Source organism: Sorangium sp. So ce363 (assembly GCF_051520435.1).
Classification (GTDB): Bacteria; Myxococcota_A; Polyangia; order Polyangiales; family Polyangiaceae; genus Sorangium; species Sorangium cellulosum_B.
Genome location: NZ_CP150333.1, coordinates 9565575 through 9580409, shown reverse-complemented (window position 1 = coordinate 9580409; position 14835 = coordinate 9565575). Strand labels below are relative to the sequence as shown.

General features: G+C 72.3%; 12 protein-coding genes. 8 read left to right on the top strand and 4 right to left on the bottom strand.

Annotated elements, in window-relative coordinates:
• Positions 1 to 51: 51 nt before the first annotated feature.
• The gene (locus WMF12_RS36025; protein ID WP_437741235.1) at positions 52 to 1014 is read right to left on the bottom strand and encodes a ribose-phosphate pyrophosphokinase; all 963 of its coding nucleotides are present in this window, start codon (positions 1012 to 1014) and stop codon (positions 52 to 54) included.
• 167 nt (positions 1015 to 1181) lie between these two features.
• Here WMF12_RS36025 and ribF point away from each other — a divergent pair, with 167 nt between their 5' ends.
• The 3 genes from ribF to WMF12_RS36010 are packed head-to-tail and all read left to right on the top strand — an operon-like array spanning position 1182 to position 5305.
• Positions 1182 to 2183, top strand: a complete 1002-nt coding sequence (ribF, locus tag WMF12_RS36020) for a riboflavin biosynthesis protein RibF (RefSeq protein ID WP_437741234.1) — start codon at positions 1182 to 1184, stop codon at positions 2181 to 2183.
• A 49-nt stretch (positions 2184 to 2232) separates the two neighbouring features.
• The gene (locus WMF12_RS36015; protein WP_437852512.1) at positions 2233 to 4269 is read left to right on the top strand and encodes a tetratricopeptide repeat protein; all 2037 of its coding nucleotides are present in this window, start codon (positions 2233 to 2235) and stop codon (positions 4267 to 4269) included.
• Positions 4270 to 4327: 58 nt separating this feature from the next.
• Entirely contained in the window at positions 4328 to 5305 is a 978-nt protein-coding gene (locus WMF12_RS36010) for a hypothetical protein (protein WP_437852510.1), read from the top strand.
• Between the two features lie 44 nt (positions 5306 to 5349).
• Here the strand turns inward: WMF12_RS36010 and WMF12_RS36005 are convergent, their stop codons facing one another.
• The 3 genes from WMF12_RS36005 to WMF12_RS35995 all read right to left on the bottom strand — a co-directional run bounded on the left by WMF12_RS36005 (position 5350) and on the right by WMF12_RS35995 (position 8574).
• Positions 5350 to 6354, bottom strand: a complete 1005-nt coding sequence (locus WMF12_RS36005; protein ID WP_437852508.1) for a hypothetical protein — start codon at positions 6352 to 6354, stop codon at positions 5350 to 5352.
• Between the two features lie 41 nt (positions 6355 to 6395).
• On the bottom strand, positions 6396 to 7811 hold the full coding sequence (locus WMF12_RS36000; protein WP_437852506.1) for a protein-disulfide reductase DsbD family protein: 1416 nt from the start codon (positions 7809 to 7811) through the stop codon (positions 6396 to 6398).
• Positions 7812 to 7875: 64 nt separating this feature from the next.
• Positions 7876 to 8574 (bottom strand): tetratricopeptide repeat protein, encoded by a 699-nt coding sequence (locus tag WMF12_RS35995; protein WP_437852505.1) that lies wholly within the window; start codon positions 8572 to 8574, stop codon positions 7876 to 7878.
• A 407-nt stretch (positions 8575 to 8981) separates the two neighbouring features.
• On the opposite strand from WMF12_RS35995, the gene WMF12_RS35990 reads away from it, so the two are divergent.
• From WMF12_RS35990 to WMF12_RS35970, 5 genes are all read left to right on the top strand, one after another.
• Complete coding sequence (locus WMF12_RS35990) at positions 8982 to 9500, top strand: hypothetical protein (protein ID WP_437852503.1); 519 nt, start codon at positions 8982 to 8984, stop codon at positions 9498 to 9500.
• Positions 9497 to 9832: a hypothetical protein gene (locus WMF12_RS35985; RefSeq protein WP_437741227.1), complete on the top strand. Its 336-nt coding sequence runs from the start codon at positions 9497 to 9499 to the stop codon at positions 9830 to 9832. Before WMF12_RS35990 ends, WMF12_RS35985 begins: the two co-directional genes overlap by 4 nt.
• 256 nt (positions 9833 to 10088) lie before the next feature.
• On the top strand, positions 10089 to 11198 hold the full coding sequence (locus WMF12_RS35980; protein ID WP_437852501.1) for a hypothetical protein: 1110 nt from the start codon (positions 10089 to 10091) through the stop codon (positions 11196 to 11198).
• Between the two features lie 166 nt (positions 11199 to 11364).
• Positions 11365 to 12966, top strand: a complete 1602-nt coding sequence (locus tag WMF12_RS35975; RefSeq protein ID WP_437741225.1) for a DUF2254 family protein — start codon at positions 11365 to 11367, stop codon at positions 12964 to 12966.
• 195 nt (positions 12967 to 13161) lie between these two features.
• Positions 13162 to 14829 (top strand): serine/threonine protein kinase, encoded by a 1668-nt coding sequence (locus WMF12_RS35970; RefSeq protein ID WP_437852500.1) that lies wholly within the window; start codon positions 13162 to 13164, stop codon positions 14827 to 14829.
• Positions 14830 to 14835 lie beyond the last annotated feature (6 nt).

Sequence of the window (14835 nt, the reverse complement as noted above, 5' to 3'; positions counted from 1 at the left end):
TCGGGCGACCTGCGTCGCCGGTGCGCCCCGCCGCCGAACGCGCGCGGCCGGTCAGACGAAGAGCGAGCTCACCGAGTCCGAGTGATGGATGCGGCGGATCGCCTCGGCGAGCAGCCGCGCCACCGAGACGACCTTGAATTTACCGGAGGCCCTCGCCTCGTCCGAGAGCGGGATCGAGTTCGTCACCACGACCTCGGTGAGAGGCGAATCCTTGATGCGCTCGACCGCCGGCCCGGACAGGACCGGGTGTGTGGCGCAGGCGGCGACGCTCTTGGCGCCCTGCTTCATGAGGGCGTTGGCCGCGTTCACCAGGGTGCCGGCGGTGTCGATGAGGTCGTCGAGGATGAGGCAGTGCTTGCCGGCCACCTCGCCGATGATGTTCATGACCTCGCTCTCGTTCGCCCGCTCGCGGCGCTTGTCGATGATCGCGAGCGTGCCCTGGAGGCGCTTCGAGTAGGCGCGGGCCCGCTCCACGCCGCCCGCGTCCGGGGAGACGATGACCACGTCCTTGCCGTAATGCTCGCGGAGGTGGTGCTCCAGCAGCGCCGGCATCGCGAACAGGTGGTCGAACGGGATGTTGAAGAACCCCTGGATCTGCCCGGCGTGCAGGTCGAGCGCGACGATCCGGTTCACCCCGGCGGCGACGATGAGGTCGGCGACGAGCTTCGAGGTGATCGGCGTCCGCGGCGCGACCTTCCGGTCCTGCCTGGCATAGCCGTAGTAGGGGATGACCGCCGTGATGGAGCCGGCCGAGGCGCGGCGGAGCGCGTCGACCATGATCAGGAGCTCCATCACGCTGTCGTTGACCGGCGAGCAGGTGGGCTGGACGACGTAGGTGTCGACGCCTCGGACGTTCTCCTGGATGACGCAGAACGTCTCGCCGTCCGAGAAGCGCGACACGCGCGACTTCCCCATCGGTTGCTCCAGGACCTGACATATTTCCTGGGTAAGCGGGAAATTGGCGTTGCCGGAGAAGATACTGACTCTCTTGAACACGGCGCGCCTCCAGCCCATTTCGGGGAGCGCGGCTCTATCAGTCGGCCATGGGCACGTCAAGCGACTCTGTACAGCGATCGCTTGGCTGTACGTGCGTATCGTGACGGGCGGCGCTGCTCTCACCTGCGATCTCGCCTGCGTCCACCCGCATTTCGTTCGGCGCTGCTTCGGGTTAGGTAGCGGCTGTGGAGTCTTTCGCCGCCGCCGCTTCCGGGCAGGGCGGGCGCGCCGCGGCCGGGCCGCGGGGCAGCCTGGTGATCATCGGCAATTTCGATGGCGTTCATCTGGGGCACCAGGCGCTGCTCGCCGACGCGGCGCTGGACGCGGAGCGGCGGGGGCTCGAGCCGGTCGCGCTCACGTTCGCCCCGCACCCCGCGAGCGTCCTCGGCCGGACTCCGCCGGCGACGCTGACGGCGCTGCCGCGCAAGATCGAGCTCATCCAGCGCGTGCAGCCGGCGATCCGGGTCGACGCGGTGACGTTCGACCGGGCGTTCGCGGCGCAGACGCCGGAGGAGTTCGTGCGGCGCGTGCTGCTCGATCGGCTCGCGGCGCGCGTCGTCCTGGTCGGCGCGAACTTCCGGTTCGGCCGCGGGCGCGCCGGCGACTTCACGACGCTCGGGCGCCTCGGCGAGGATCTCGGCTTCGAGACGCGATCGCACCCGCTCGTCGGCGACGCCGAGGGGGCGTGGTCGAGCACCCGCGTCCGAGCGGCCCTCGCGCGCGGGGATCTCGAGTCGGCCGAGCGGATGCTGTCGCGCCCGCACATGCTGTCCGGCGTCGTCGCGCAGGGGGCGAGGCGGGGCAGGACGATCGGGTTCCCCACCTGCAACATCGACGAGATCGAGGAGGCGCTCCCGCCGTTCGGCGTGTACGCGACGCTCGTCGATCGGGTGACCTCGTCGGGCCGCGCGATCGCGCTCGCGCGCGGCGTGGCCAACCTGGGCGTCCGCCCGACGGTCGAGGCGTCGAGGCAGGCGCGCCCGAACCTCGAGGTGCACCTCTTCGACGTCGACGAGGATCTCTATGGCGCGGCGCTGCGCGTGCACCTGATCGCCCGGCTGCGCGAGGAGCGGCGGTTCTCCGGGCTGCCGGAGCTCAAGGCGCAGATCGCGCGAGACGCCGAGGCGGCGCGCGCGCGGCTTGCGTCGATCAGCGCGGATCCGGCGGCGGAGGGAGCGTTTCGCTGAGCGCTCCGGCGAGGGTGAGCGAGCGTCGGATGTGGTAGCGTCGGCGGCGATGGAGCGCCGGGAGCTCGACGGGCTGACGCGGGAGGAGCTGATAGCGCGCGCCGAGGGGCTCGGGGTGCCCCGGCCGCGCCTGCTCACGAAGGTCGAGCTCATCGACGAGATCGTGGCGCGCACCGCGCAGAGCGAGCCGGAGCGGGCCCGCCTCCGCGGCTTCCTCGGGCGGGCGCGCGATCTGCTCTCGCGCGTGGTCGAGCGGGGCCTGCACATGCCGGAGACCGCGCGCGCGCTGCGCGGCGAGGCGCCGCCGGAGCAGCGGCCGCCGCCAACGCCGCCGCCGCCGCGGTCCACCACGACGCTCGCCGAGATCTATGCGTCCCAGGGGCACACGGACCGCGCCATCGCGATGCTCGACGAGATCCTCGCGCGAGCGCCGGAGGACGAGGACGCGCGGCGGCTCCGGGAGAGGCTGATCGAGAGCGCGGCACGCGGGCAGGGGGCAGGCGTGGAAGCGCGGGACGCGGACGCGGAGGATGCGGAGGATGCGGACGCGGAGGATGCGGACGCGGACGCGGAGGATGCGGAGAGCGCCGCCGCGGAGGCTTCCCCTGCTCCGTTCGCGCGAGACGATGGCGCGACCGAGCCACGCGGGGCCGCCATCGCGAGCGAGCACCAGGGGGAGCCCGGGCCCGTTGCCGGAGCGCCTGGCGGCCTTCCGGTGCAGCCCCCGCGAGATCCTTCGCCTGCAGGTGCCAGAGCGACGGCGTCGCCCGTCGCCGCAGGGGGGGTGCTGGGTCTTGCGGCGGCCTTGCGCGACGAGCGAGCGGAGCTCCCGGCGCGGTATGACGTCGACGAGATCGTCGGCATCGCGGTCGATCACGAGACGATCTACCTCTACTGGGAAGTGCGTCCCAGGACGCTCGCGCGAGCGCGGGCGCGTCGCCCGGAAGGGCAGCTCGCGATCCGCGTCGTCGCGGTGCTCCCGAGCTGGGAGCGGCCCGTGGTCGAGCAGCGGGATCTCGCCATCGACGCGCTCTTCGGGGACATGTTCGTGCGCGACATCCCGTCCGGCGCGAACCTCCGTATGTGCACGGGTTGGCTCGCCGGCGAGGTGTTCGAGCCTTTCGCGGTCGGCCTCGAGGTCGCTGTGCCACGCGCGTTGCCGGCTTCGCCGAGATCGTCCTCGGAGGAGCCACCGGCCTCTGCGCCAGCGCTGACGGGCGAGACCTCGGAGGAGCCTCCGGCCTCTGCGTCAGCGCTGGCGGGCGAGACCTCGGAGGAGCCTCCGGTCTCTGCGCCGGAACCGACGAGCGAGATCCCGCCGGGCAGCCCCACTGCGGCGATGAACGTCGCCGAGCGGCACCTCGAGGGCGGCGTCGGCGATGCGGCATCGGCGCTGATCGCCGCGGGGACGGCGTCACCGTCGATTCCCGGTGCCAGGGGAGAGCACGGCGAGCCTGTCGTCGTGGTCGGCGCGAGCGGAGGCTCGGCGACCACGGCTCTTCCGGCGTCGAGCGCGCCGGTCGCCAGCGGTGACGCAGATGTCGAGGCGGCTGCGGCGGCGGTCGTCACGAGCAGCGACGTGGCGCCTGCTGCGCCGGCCGCGATCGGCGACGTGGCCGCCGAGGCTGTCCGAGCGGCCGCGCCTCACGGCCTCGAGGCGGTCGCGGCTGGGCGCAGCGCGACGCTCGTCGCGGAGCCGACGCTCGCGTTGCCCGACCAGGCGCCGTGGCGCTTCTCCTCGAGAACGGCGCCGACGCCGGAGGCGATCGCGCAGGCGGTCGCGGCGACCCGCGGCGCGGCGAGCGAGGGACCAGCCCGCTTCCCGTCAGGAACGGCGCCGACGCCGGAGGCGATCGCGCAGGCGGTCGCGGCGACCCGCGGCGGTTCGAGCGAGCTGCTCCGACGAGGCGGCGGGAGCGCGGGACCTCACGCCAGCGAGGCGCTCCGGCGCACGAGCGCGGAGCGGGGCCTCTCCCCGGGCGGCGGGCCGCGCCTTGGCGCCGATCGGGTCCGATCCCTTGGCGGTGGAGCGGAGCTCTGGCGGAGCTTCGCCACCCGGGCGCGCCCGCCTTCCCGGGGCCGCTGAGCGACCTGGTTGACCCGTCGCACGCAACTCGCGACGCGCGGCGGTCGACCCACCTCGCGTGCACCCGAACCACCGATCCATCGCAAGCTCCGCTCTCTTCCTCCTCGGCGCGCTCGCCTGTGCCCTGTTCACGCGGCAGGCGCGCGCCGAGCTCCCCCTCGACGACGAGCCCACGGCGCTCGACCCGCGCGTGGACCGCCTCGACACCGCGCCCCACGAGCTCTGGGCTGCGTCCCCGGGCAGCGCGCAGCCGCTCTGGCTCGCGGTGGAGCTCGGGATCGCTCGGCTCGAAGGGGGCGAGCGCTCCCTCACCGGCATGCTGCTCGCGAGCATCCCCCTCGAGCGGCTATCCGCCCGCCCTGGCGCGCCGTCTCCACCGCCCGCCGTCGCCGAACCTGCTGCGCCTCGGCTGAAGCCTGCCCCGGCGGCCCCGAGCCCGCCACGCGCGGCGCCGGAGATCGAGCTCCCGGAGCCGCCTCCGCCCGCGCAGCCAGCCGAGGCCGAGCCGCCGCTCCCGCTGCCGGTCCGGGTCACGCCGGCGATGGCCCGCGCGATCGTCGAGGCGGCGCTGCGGCGATCCCGCCTCCTCGATCCCGAGGCGCGCATCGACGCGATCGCGTCGCGCGCGCGGACGTCGTCGCTCTTCCCGGAGCTCCGGCTCCGCGTCTCTCGGCTCGTCGATGAAGCGGAGAGCCTGGCCCCCACGGAGTACGATCCGGCGCGAAGGACGGCGTCCGGCGGCACGAGCCTGTGGCTCGAGGCGCGCGCGACGTGGCGGCTCGACCGGATCGTCTTCGCCGACGAGGAGATCGCGCTGGAGCGCCTCCGCCGCGAGCGCGCCGAGCTGCAAACGAAGCTCACGGCGCGCGTCCTCGAGCTGCTCTTCGCGTGGCAGCGCGCCGTCGCGCTCGCGGCCGATCCGGGCCAGAGCCCCGAGGAGCACCGCGCCGCGACGCTCGCGGCGCTCGAAGCGGAGGCGTCCCTCGACCTGCTCACCGGCGGCTGGATGACGCGGTGGCGCGCTGCGCGCGAGTGAGCCCGCGCGCCTCCGCCTGCGCAAGGCGCCCGCGCGCTGCAGGGCTACAGGATGGTCTGCGAGAGCGTCACCGCGCGCCTGCCGGTACCGGCGTCTCCGTCGGGATCGGTCACCGTCACCTCGACCTCCACGACCTTCCCGAGCAGCTCCTCGATCTTCCGCTCGCCATCCAGCCGGAACCGCAGCCCGGCGAGCTTGCAGAAGCCGCCTTCGTCGGGATCCAGGGTAAAGATGACCTCGAGCGGCTCGATCGCATAGCCGAGCTCGGGCACGATGCCGTTCACCACGGTGAGCGAGCCGGATCGGCGCAGGTTCTTGAGACGGATGGCGACGAAGATGTGGTAGCCGCCTTGAGGTCCAGCCTCCACCTGGACCTCGTCGAGGTCATCGAGCGGGAAGTAGTCGGCCTGCCCCTCCCCGACGATGACGACCGGCTCGCCCCCGGCGGCCGGCTTGCAGACGTCCGGCTCCGCGCCCGCGTTCCACGAGGTGCTGTAGGGCTCGATCTGCCGGGGATCCACGTCGGGGGCGCTGCAGCCGCCGGCCACGCAGGTCTGCGGCGCCGGGCAAGTGGCCGCCCCGGGCGCGACGACGCACTCCCGCTCGAGGCGCACCCGCAGCAGCAGCGTGCGGCCGCCGATCACCCGGGTCGACGCGGTGCGGGTGAGCAGCGGACCCTCGGCGTCCTCCGCTCCGAACGCCTCCAGGGAGATCTCCACGGCCGTGCCATCCTCGAGATCGCTGAAGAAGAACTCCCGCGGGAAGAACAGCTGCCCGTTCTTCTGCGTCAGCGCGTCCTCGTGGACCACGTCTCCGCCGGCCCGCAGGACGACGCGCAGCAGGTCGATGTCGGCGCCCGCGCGGAGCTCGCTCGTCACCCCGATCACCACGGTCCCGGTGGTGGGCCCCGCAGCGCCGCAGCCTGCGACGAGCAGGGCGCAGAGCGCGAGGGCGGCGAGCAGGAAGGTGCGGATGTTCGTGGCGGCCTGGCAGCGATGGGCGCGGCGCCCATCGCTCCCTCCTCGCGGCGTTCGGTCCTCCTGAGCCATGCCGACGGCGTGTGCGGCGCGCTGCTGCCAGGCGCAGCGCGCTACTGGATGCCTTCGAGCGCGGCCAGGAACACGTCCGGGCCGACGAAGTCGTTGAAGCGCTTCCGCTCGGCGCCGGTGGAGTCGTACAGCACCACCGTGGGCAGGCCGACGACCTTGTACTTGCCCTTTACCGCGTCGATCTGCGGATCCTCGTCGTCCGTGGCGTCGACCTTCACCGCGACGAAGTGCGCCGCCTTGGCCATGACACGGGGATCCGAGAAGGTCTCCTTCGCGAGCTGCTTGCAGGCGCCGCACCACTCCGCGGTGAAGTCCACGAGCAGCGGGCGCCCTTCCGCCTTCGCCTTGGAGACGGCCACCGGCTCCTCGTGCAGCCACGTGAGCTGCGGCGACACGGCCTCGCCGGCCACCGCGGACGGGACGGGCGAGGCGAGCTTTGGCAGATCCAGGCTCGCGACGAGCAGGAAGCTGCTGGCCACCGTGAGCGCGATCCCTGCCCCCTTGCGGGCCTTCACGCCGGCGCCTCCGTCGTCCCAGGAGAGGTGCACCGCGCCGAGCGCGAGGCCGACCGCGACGAGGCCCGCCATGACGGCCATGAACTGCGGCGTGGGCTGCGCGAGCGACGACAGCGCCGGGAAGGTCGTCTTCAGGAAATAGAGCGCGACGACCATCATCACGATCCCGAAGAACGACTTCACCCCCAGCATCCACTTGCCGCCCTTCGGCAGCGCGAACGCGAAGGCGCCGACGAGCCAGAACGGCAGGCCGAGCCCGAGGGAGAAGGTGGCGCCGACCAGCGCGCCGAGGCCGACATTCTGGGTCTTCCCGATCCAGAGAATGATGCCCGTGAGGACGGGCCCGGTGCACGGCGCAGCGACGAGGCCGCTCACCAGACCGAGCAGGAAGGCGCCGCCGTAGCCGATGCCCCCGACCTGCGAGAGCCGCTGCATCAGGGTGTCCGGCAGCGTCATCTCGAACGCGCCGAACATGGACAGCGAGAGCGCGATGAACACCGCCGCGATGCCGACGATGACCCACCTGTTCGAGAGCACGCCGCCGAACAGGCTGCCCGTGAGCGCCGCGGCCACGAGCATCGTCGTGAAGAGCACGACGATCCCGAGCACGAAGCTCGTCGAGAGCAGCATCGCCTCGCGCCGGGACTTCGCCTCCCGCGCCCCGAAGATGCTCACCGTGATGGCGATCATCGGGTACACGCAGGGGGTGAGGCACGTGAGCAGCCCGCCCCCGAGCGCGGCGAGCGCGGCGAAGAGCGGGCCAGCCTCCAGACCGCGGGTGAAGAGATCGCGCGGATCATCGGCCAGCGCGAGCGCCGGGGACGCGAGCGTGGCGAGCGCGGCCAGCGCCGGGAGCGCGCGTCCGAGCGCGCCGCGCGCGCCGCGTCGGACACCCGCCGGCGCGGCGCCGGCGCTTGCCTTGAAACGAGTCGAAGCGGTCATCACCAAGGTTCTATAGCAAAGCGATCGGGGTCGTGCGGCGGGCCGCCGTCCGTTCAGGCCGGCATCAGCGTTCCACGAGGGACGCGAGCGTCCGGCGCGCCGCCTCGATCTCCGCGCCGAGCGCGATCGCGACCGCGGCCCTCCCCGAGGTGCTCCGCTGGACGAAGGCTTCCAGGTATTTCTTGGCCTCGTCCCAGCGATGGTCGAAGTAGGCCATCTGCCCGAGCACGAACCGGCCGTAACCCTGGCCTGCCGGCACCTCCGAGAGCCGATCGATCAGCGCGCCGAGCCCCTCCACCGCCTTGCCGCTCTCGCACTGCACGACGGCGAGGTGTCCCTGGTAGAGCGGCTTGTCCCGCGTGCCCCAGCGCGCCGCGCGCGTGAGCGCGCCGATCGCCTCGTCGTACCGGCGCGCCAGGTGATACACGCTGCCCAGCGTCCACCAGTGGAACGCCCTCCGGCTCGCCGGCCCCGTGCGCGCCGCCAGCCGGAGGTGCCCGACGGCCCCATCGATGTCCCCGAGGGCCTGCTTCGCGCGCGCCGCGTCCTGGTGGGCGACGTCGCTCAGCACGCCGAGCGCCAGGATCTGCTCCGCCACCTCGGCTGCCCGCTCGAAGCGGCGTGTCTCGAAATACGCGAGGTAGAGCTGCCGCAGCAGCATGGCCTGCGTCGTCCTGTCGAGCGGCCCCCGGAGCGACAGGCCCCGCCGCGCCCAGATCGCGCGCGATCGCGGGGTCGCCGCGCCCAGCGCGCGCCGTAACATCTCCTCCGCTGTCAGCGCCGCCGCGGGCGCGCGCCGTCGCGGCGCCTTGCTCGGCCGTTTCTCTCGTGGAGCATTGGGGCCAGCGTCATTCCCGCTGCCCGCAACGGACTGCGCCGTCGCTTTCGTGCGTCGCCGCGTACCCCCGGGGCCCGTACGGACGGATCGAGCGCCGCCCACGCTGTCACCGTGCTCGCTCGCCTTGCGCACAGAAAGCAATTCTAACAGACCTGCACACGCGTTCCAGCAATACGCGACGTTTCCATCTTGACTCGGGGCACATGGCTGGCAGGTGGCCGGTCGTGGACGACGGCGGTGTGCCGGCTGGGGTTGGCCGTTCGCCAGTACGGGCTGTCGGCTTCGGCTGGACCTTGTTGCGCCCCACCGAGCGTGGCGCCATCGTCGCGGCCATGCGACGCCGTCCTGGCTCAACTTCCCTTCAAAGGAGGCGGTATTCCGTCTCCACGGTCTCCGGCAACCTGGGTCGGGTCCTCAACCTGGGTCGGGTCCTCAACCTGGGTCGGGTCCTCAACCTGGGTCGGGTCCTCAACCTGGGTCGGGTCCTCAACCTGGGTCGGGTCCTCAACCTGGGTCGGGTCCTCAACCTGGGTCGGGTCCTCAACCTGGGTCGGGTCCTCAGGCTCGCGCCATGCTTGGCCTTGCTCGCCGGCCTGCCGCTCCTGGCCGGGTGCGGGCACCCGGCCAGCCGCGACGAGTGCGAGGCCATCTTCCGGAGGAGCGCCGAGATCGAGCTCCGGGCGCAGAACGTCGTCGACCCGAAGATCGTCGAGGAGCGCACGGCGGCGGTGCGGGACGCCCGCGGCAAGGAGCTCATCGACAGGTGCGTCGGGCGCCGCATCACCGATGCTGCGATGGTGTGCGTCCGGCAGGCAACGACCCCGGAGCAGGTCGATAAGTGTCTGGAGTGACGCGCCCCGCGACCCGCGCCGACGTCCTGGCAACCCTGGCGATCGTCCTGCTGGTGCTCGGTATCCTTGTGGGGCGCGCCGCGCTCCGCCGCGCCGCTCCACGCCCGTCCGCCGAGGCGTGCGCCGCGCTCCTCGATCGGTACGTCGAGCTCGTCCTGCGCGCGGCCAACCCCGAGCCCGCTGCCTCCCAGGTGGCCGAGAGGACCGCGATGGCGCGCGCGACCGCCGGGGAGCGCGGCTTCGTCCGCTGCGAGGCCGACCTCACGCAGGCGGAGGTGGCGTGCGCCCTCCAGGCGGGAACTGCGGACGACCTGGAGCGCTGTCTGCCCTGACGCGACCAGCGCGCGGTTCGCGGAGGACCAGCCCCGACATGCTTCCCTACCGAGGAGACGGTGAAGGAGCGGCGGAGGACGGGCGGAGGACGGGCGGAGGACGGGCGGAGGACGGCAGAAGAGCGGCGGAGGAACGTGAAGGGACGCCGGCGCGCTGCGAATCGTTCCGGGCGCGCCGCGCTGTGATAGTCTCGGCCGTGGCGAGCGCTCCCCGCTGGCGCGATCTCCTCACCTCCCCACCCTCGGATTGCCTGTCGTGAAAGCCCCGTCGCCCTTGCTCGGCTTCAACAACAACGTCCGGCACAAGGGGCGGTTGTTCCACATACAGACCGAGGACTCGGGCATTCGCCATCCTCACATCATCACGCACCTCTTCGCCGACGGCGGGCGCATCCTCAAGACCACGAAGACCTCGTACGCGGAGCACGTCGGTCAGGCCTCGCTCGCGGAGACGGTCCGCGGCCTCATGAAGGAGCAGCACAAGGCGATGTTCATCGCCCTGCGCGACGGTCATTTCGACTACCTCTTCGACGACACCGCCGCCCTGCCCGTGTCCGCAGGCGCCGTGTCCGCAGGCGCCGCCCCCGCCCCGTCGCATCCGGAGGCGAGCAAGCCCGCGCGGGCGTCGTCGCCCGAGGTGACGGGCGCGCCGAAGCCGCCCCCGCCGTCCCGGCCCCTCACGCCGCCTGTCATGCCGCCCGTCGTGCCCGATGCGTCGCCGCGCCCGAAGCCGGCAGCCGCGCCGACGCCGGCGCCCAGGCCCGCCGCGCCGCCCGCAAGGCCAGCGGCCGCGCCCCTCGCCACGGCGCCGCGCGCCCCGGCGGCCGAGCCGGCGCCCGCTTCGGCCGGCGGGCGCCCCCGGCTCGAGCTCGATCCCGTCGCGCTCCAGGCGCTCGGCGGCGGGCGCGCGGCCAGCCCGCTCGCCGGCAGGGCCGTACGCCCGGCGTCGCCCGCCGAGATCAAGCCCGAACAACCGTCCATCGATCTCGATCTCGACGCGCTGGAGCGCGCCGCAGCCGAGGCACAGACGCCGTTCTTTCAGCAGATCCAGGACCTCCCGCCGCCGCCTGCGTCGGTGATCGGGCGGCGGGCGGAGTCCGCGGCCTCCGGCGCCGGGGTCTACAGCAATGTCCACCCCGAGCAGCCCGTCGCGCCGCCCGCGCCCCAGGTCGCGGTCGAGCATTTCTCGGGCGGCCCTGGCTCCGGCCGCTACGCGGCCTCGCGCCCGGCCAGCATCTTCGCGACGAACCGGCCGGCGGAGGGCGCCTCGATCTTCGGTGAGGACCTGATCAGCGAGAAATCGCTCGACGAGGTGATCCTCAGCTACCTCGCGGAAGATCTCGACAGCCCCCCGGAGAAGAAATAGCCGGGCTGCCGCCTGGCGTGGCGGACGCGTGGAGCAGGTGCGTGGGGGGCAGCGTGGAGCGGGAGGGCAGGCGGGTCGGCATGCAGGTCGACCGAGCGGCGGTCACCTGATGAGACCCGATCGGACCGCAGACGACGCCGAACGGCAGCGTCGCAGGGGCGCGACCATGGCCCGCATCTGGCTGCGGCCGATGTCGTATCTCCTGGGCGTCAGCGTCGCGACCCTCGCCGTCGTCCACCTGCTCGACGTCGCGCGACACGAGAACGCGCACCTCTCGCTCTGGGAGGTGTTCGCGCGCATGTCGCCGAGCGACGCCGAGCACATCATGGGCGGCATCGGCGAGGTCATCGCCGCCATCCTCGGCATCGTCATCACGGTCGCGTCCATCATCGTGCAGCTCGCCGCGAACCGTTACACGCCGCGGATCACCGAGATGTTCTTCCGCGACCGGACGAACATGCTCGTGATGGGCTTCTTCGTCGTCAGCGCGGTGTTCTCGCTGTGGGTCAACTTCTCGATCCGCGTCGGCGGGGGCGCCCCGACCGAGGACGTCTTCGTCCCCGTCTACGGCGTCCTCGTCACGATGGGGCTGCTCACCGCGAGCCTGCTCATGATGGCGCCCTACTTCGGGTACGTGTTCGACTTCGTCGAGCCCGACAACGTGGTCCGGCGGATCAAGACGAGCGGCGTCGAGCAGGCGCTGCGCCCCGCGGGCGGAGAGGGTGAGGCCGAGGTCGACGAGCGGCGGGTGACGGCGCTCTCGTCGCTGGAGCAGCTCGCCGACGTGGCGCTCAACGCGATCGACCAGAAGGACAAGGGGATCGCGTCGAAGACGATCGACTCGCTGTCGGAGCTCGTCGTCGCGTACCTGCCCCACAAGGCGACGCTCGATCCGCGCTGGTTCCAGATCCGCGATCGCCTCGCGAAGGACACCGACTTCGTGAGCATGAACGCCGAGGCGCTCGGCAAGCTGTCGACCGCGCGGACCTGGCTCGAGTACAAGGCGCTCCGCCAGTTCTTGATGGTCTATCGCGAGGCGCTCACGGCGATGCCCGACCTCATCACGCGCATCGCCATCGACACGCGCTACATCGGGCAGACCGCCATCGCCGCTGGAGACCGGGCGGCCGTCGCGGTCGTCGTGAAGTTCTTCAACACCTACATGCGCAGGTCGCTCAACGCGAAGGACATCGCCGCGGCTTACAACAACCTGAACCAGTACCGCTACCTCGCGGAGGAGCTGCTCAAGGCGGGGTGGGGGGATCAGGTCCTCGAGATCGCGCGTCATTTCAAGTACTACGCGCAGACGGCGCACGCGATGGGGCTCGCGTTCCTCACCGAGACCGTCGCGTTCGATCTCTGCGTGGTCAACGAGCGCGCGTACGACCTGCACGCACCTGCCCGGGACGAGCTGCTCCAGCTCTTCCTCGAGGTGGACAAGGAAGCGGAGCTCGATCAGCAGGAGCCGTCGCTCCGCGGCGTCCGCAAGGCGCAGGTCAAGCTCGCCACGTACTACCTGCAGAAGGGTGAGGAGGCGCTCGCGCGGAAGATCTACCGCGACATGCGCGACGAGCGGCCCGACAGGCTGCGCTCCATCCGCGCGGAGCTCCTGGCCGTGACGAGCAACGAGTTCTGGGAGATCAACGACCGGGGCGCCGTGTTCGAGTACATCGAGCCCGAGCGGCGCCAGCTCATCCACCGCTTCTTCGAGTGGTTCCCGGCGACGACCATGCGGGAGCCGATCCGCGAGGAGCACACGCAGGAGTGAGCGAGGCGTGAGCGGCGCCCTCTCGGTGAGGCGGGCCCCAGTCCATGCAGGCTGGATCTGCGCCGGGCATCGACGCGGTGATTCCTGCGGCGCGCGGGCAGCGGTAGGATCGGGCATGCCTTGCTTGCACCCTCTCCACCCCGAGCAGGAGGGCTAGCCTCGACGGAGTCGAGATCGAGCGCTGCACACCACGAGATGCCCGCCTCCCGCCCGCGTCGCAAGAACGCCGAGTCCGATCCGCCGCCGGAGCTGTTCGCCGGCAAGTACCGGCTCATCCGGATGCTGGGCAAGGGCGGGATGGGGGAGGTGTGGCTCGCCGAGGAGGGGCCTCCCGACCTCCGGCGCCACGTCGCGCTGAAGCGGCTGGTCCCGAGGCCAGGGCTCGGCGAGAGCGCGAGGGAGTCGTTCTTCGCCGAGGCCCTGGTGATCGCGCGGCTCGATCACCCGAACGTCGTCCGGCTGGTCGAGTTCGGGGAATTCGAGGGCTCCGTGTACCTCGCGCTCGACTACATCGACGGCCCTGCCCTCGATCGCGTGCTCAGGAAGGTGGGCGCGTTCTCGCCGCGCGCCGTGGCCTACATCGGCCGGGAGATGGCGAGGGCGCTCGAGGCGGTGCACAGCCTGTGCGAGGACGAAGGGCAGAGCTACGCGGTCGTCCACCGCGACGTCTCGCCGTCCAACATCCTGATCGGGCGGGACGGCCGCGTCTGCCTGACCGACTTCGGCGTCGCGCGGATACCGGGCCTCGCGGACGAGCAGTCCGAGAGCAGCGTGTTCAAGGGGAAGCTCCCGTACATGCCTCCGGAGCAGGCGCGCGGGGAGCCGTTCGACGGGCGCGCGGACGTGTTCTCCCTGGGGATCACGCTCCTGGAGGCGCTGCTCGGCAGCCGCGTGCGCAAGGCCGAGACGCAGAGACAGCTGATCATGGGCGTCGCGTCGCTGCCGATCCCTCGCACGCGCGAGCTCCTGCCCGACCTGAGCGCGCGGCTCTCGGCTGCGCTCGACGCGGCGACCGAGTTCTCCATCGAGAAGCGGACCGCCAGCGCGGGCAGGCTGGCCGGCGATCTGGAGCAAGTGCTCCGCGACATGGGCCACGGCGCCGAGGAAGAGGCCCGGAGCGAGCTGAAGGAGCACGTCGAGGCCTGCATCGCGAGGACGGGCTCGCTGAGCGGCGCCGGTCACCGCGCCTCACCGTCGCTCCCTCCGGAGAGCGCGCCGAGACAGAGCTCGCCGGGCCTCGGGCGAAAGGCGCCGGCGGTCGCGACCACGTCCGCTGACCGTAGGTCGGTCCGCCCGTCGTCGCCCGATGGACGGCACGGCGTTCCTGCGGCGGGCCGCAGCGACGCCCCGCTCCCTCTCGGCGCCGCGACGGGCTCGCTCTCGGTGCAGTACCTCGATTTCGACGGCCCGGACGATGTTCCGCAGCGCCCGCGCCTGCACGCGATGTCGACCACGCCGGAGGGGGAGCTCCAGCGAGGGCTGGCCGCGGTCCAGGCTGCGAACGGCGTCGCTTCCACGGCGAGCACGCCGCCCGTCGCGGGCAGGCCATCCGGGGCGAGCAGGCCGCCCGTCGCGGGCAGGCCATCCGGAGCGAGCACGCCGCCCGTCGCGGGCAGGCCATCCGGAGCGAGCACGCCGCCCGTCGCGGGCAGGCCGCCTGGAGAGAGCAGGCCGCCGGCAGTTAGCGAGCCGATCGCGGTGCCGGCGGTGCACGCCGGCGGGGAGGCGGCGCCTGGTGAGGAGCCCGCGTCTACCGGGCTCAGCGCCGAGCAGCTGCGGCGCAAACGGACGATCTTCTATGCAGGGCTGTTCGTGCTCGGGACGCTGGCGACGATCCGCCTGATCTTCGTTTCCTACTGCTAGCGCAGC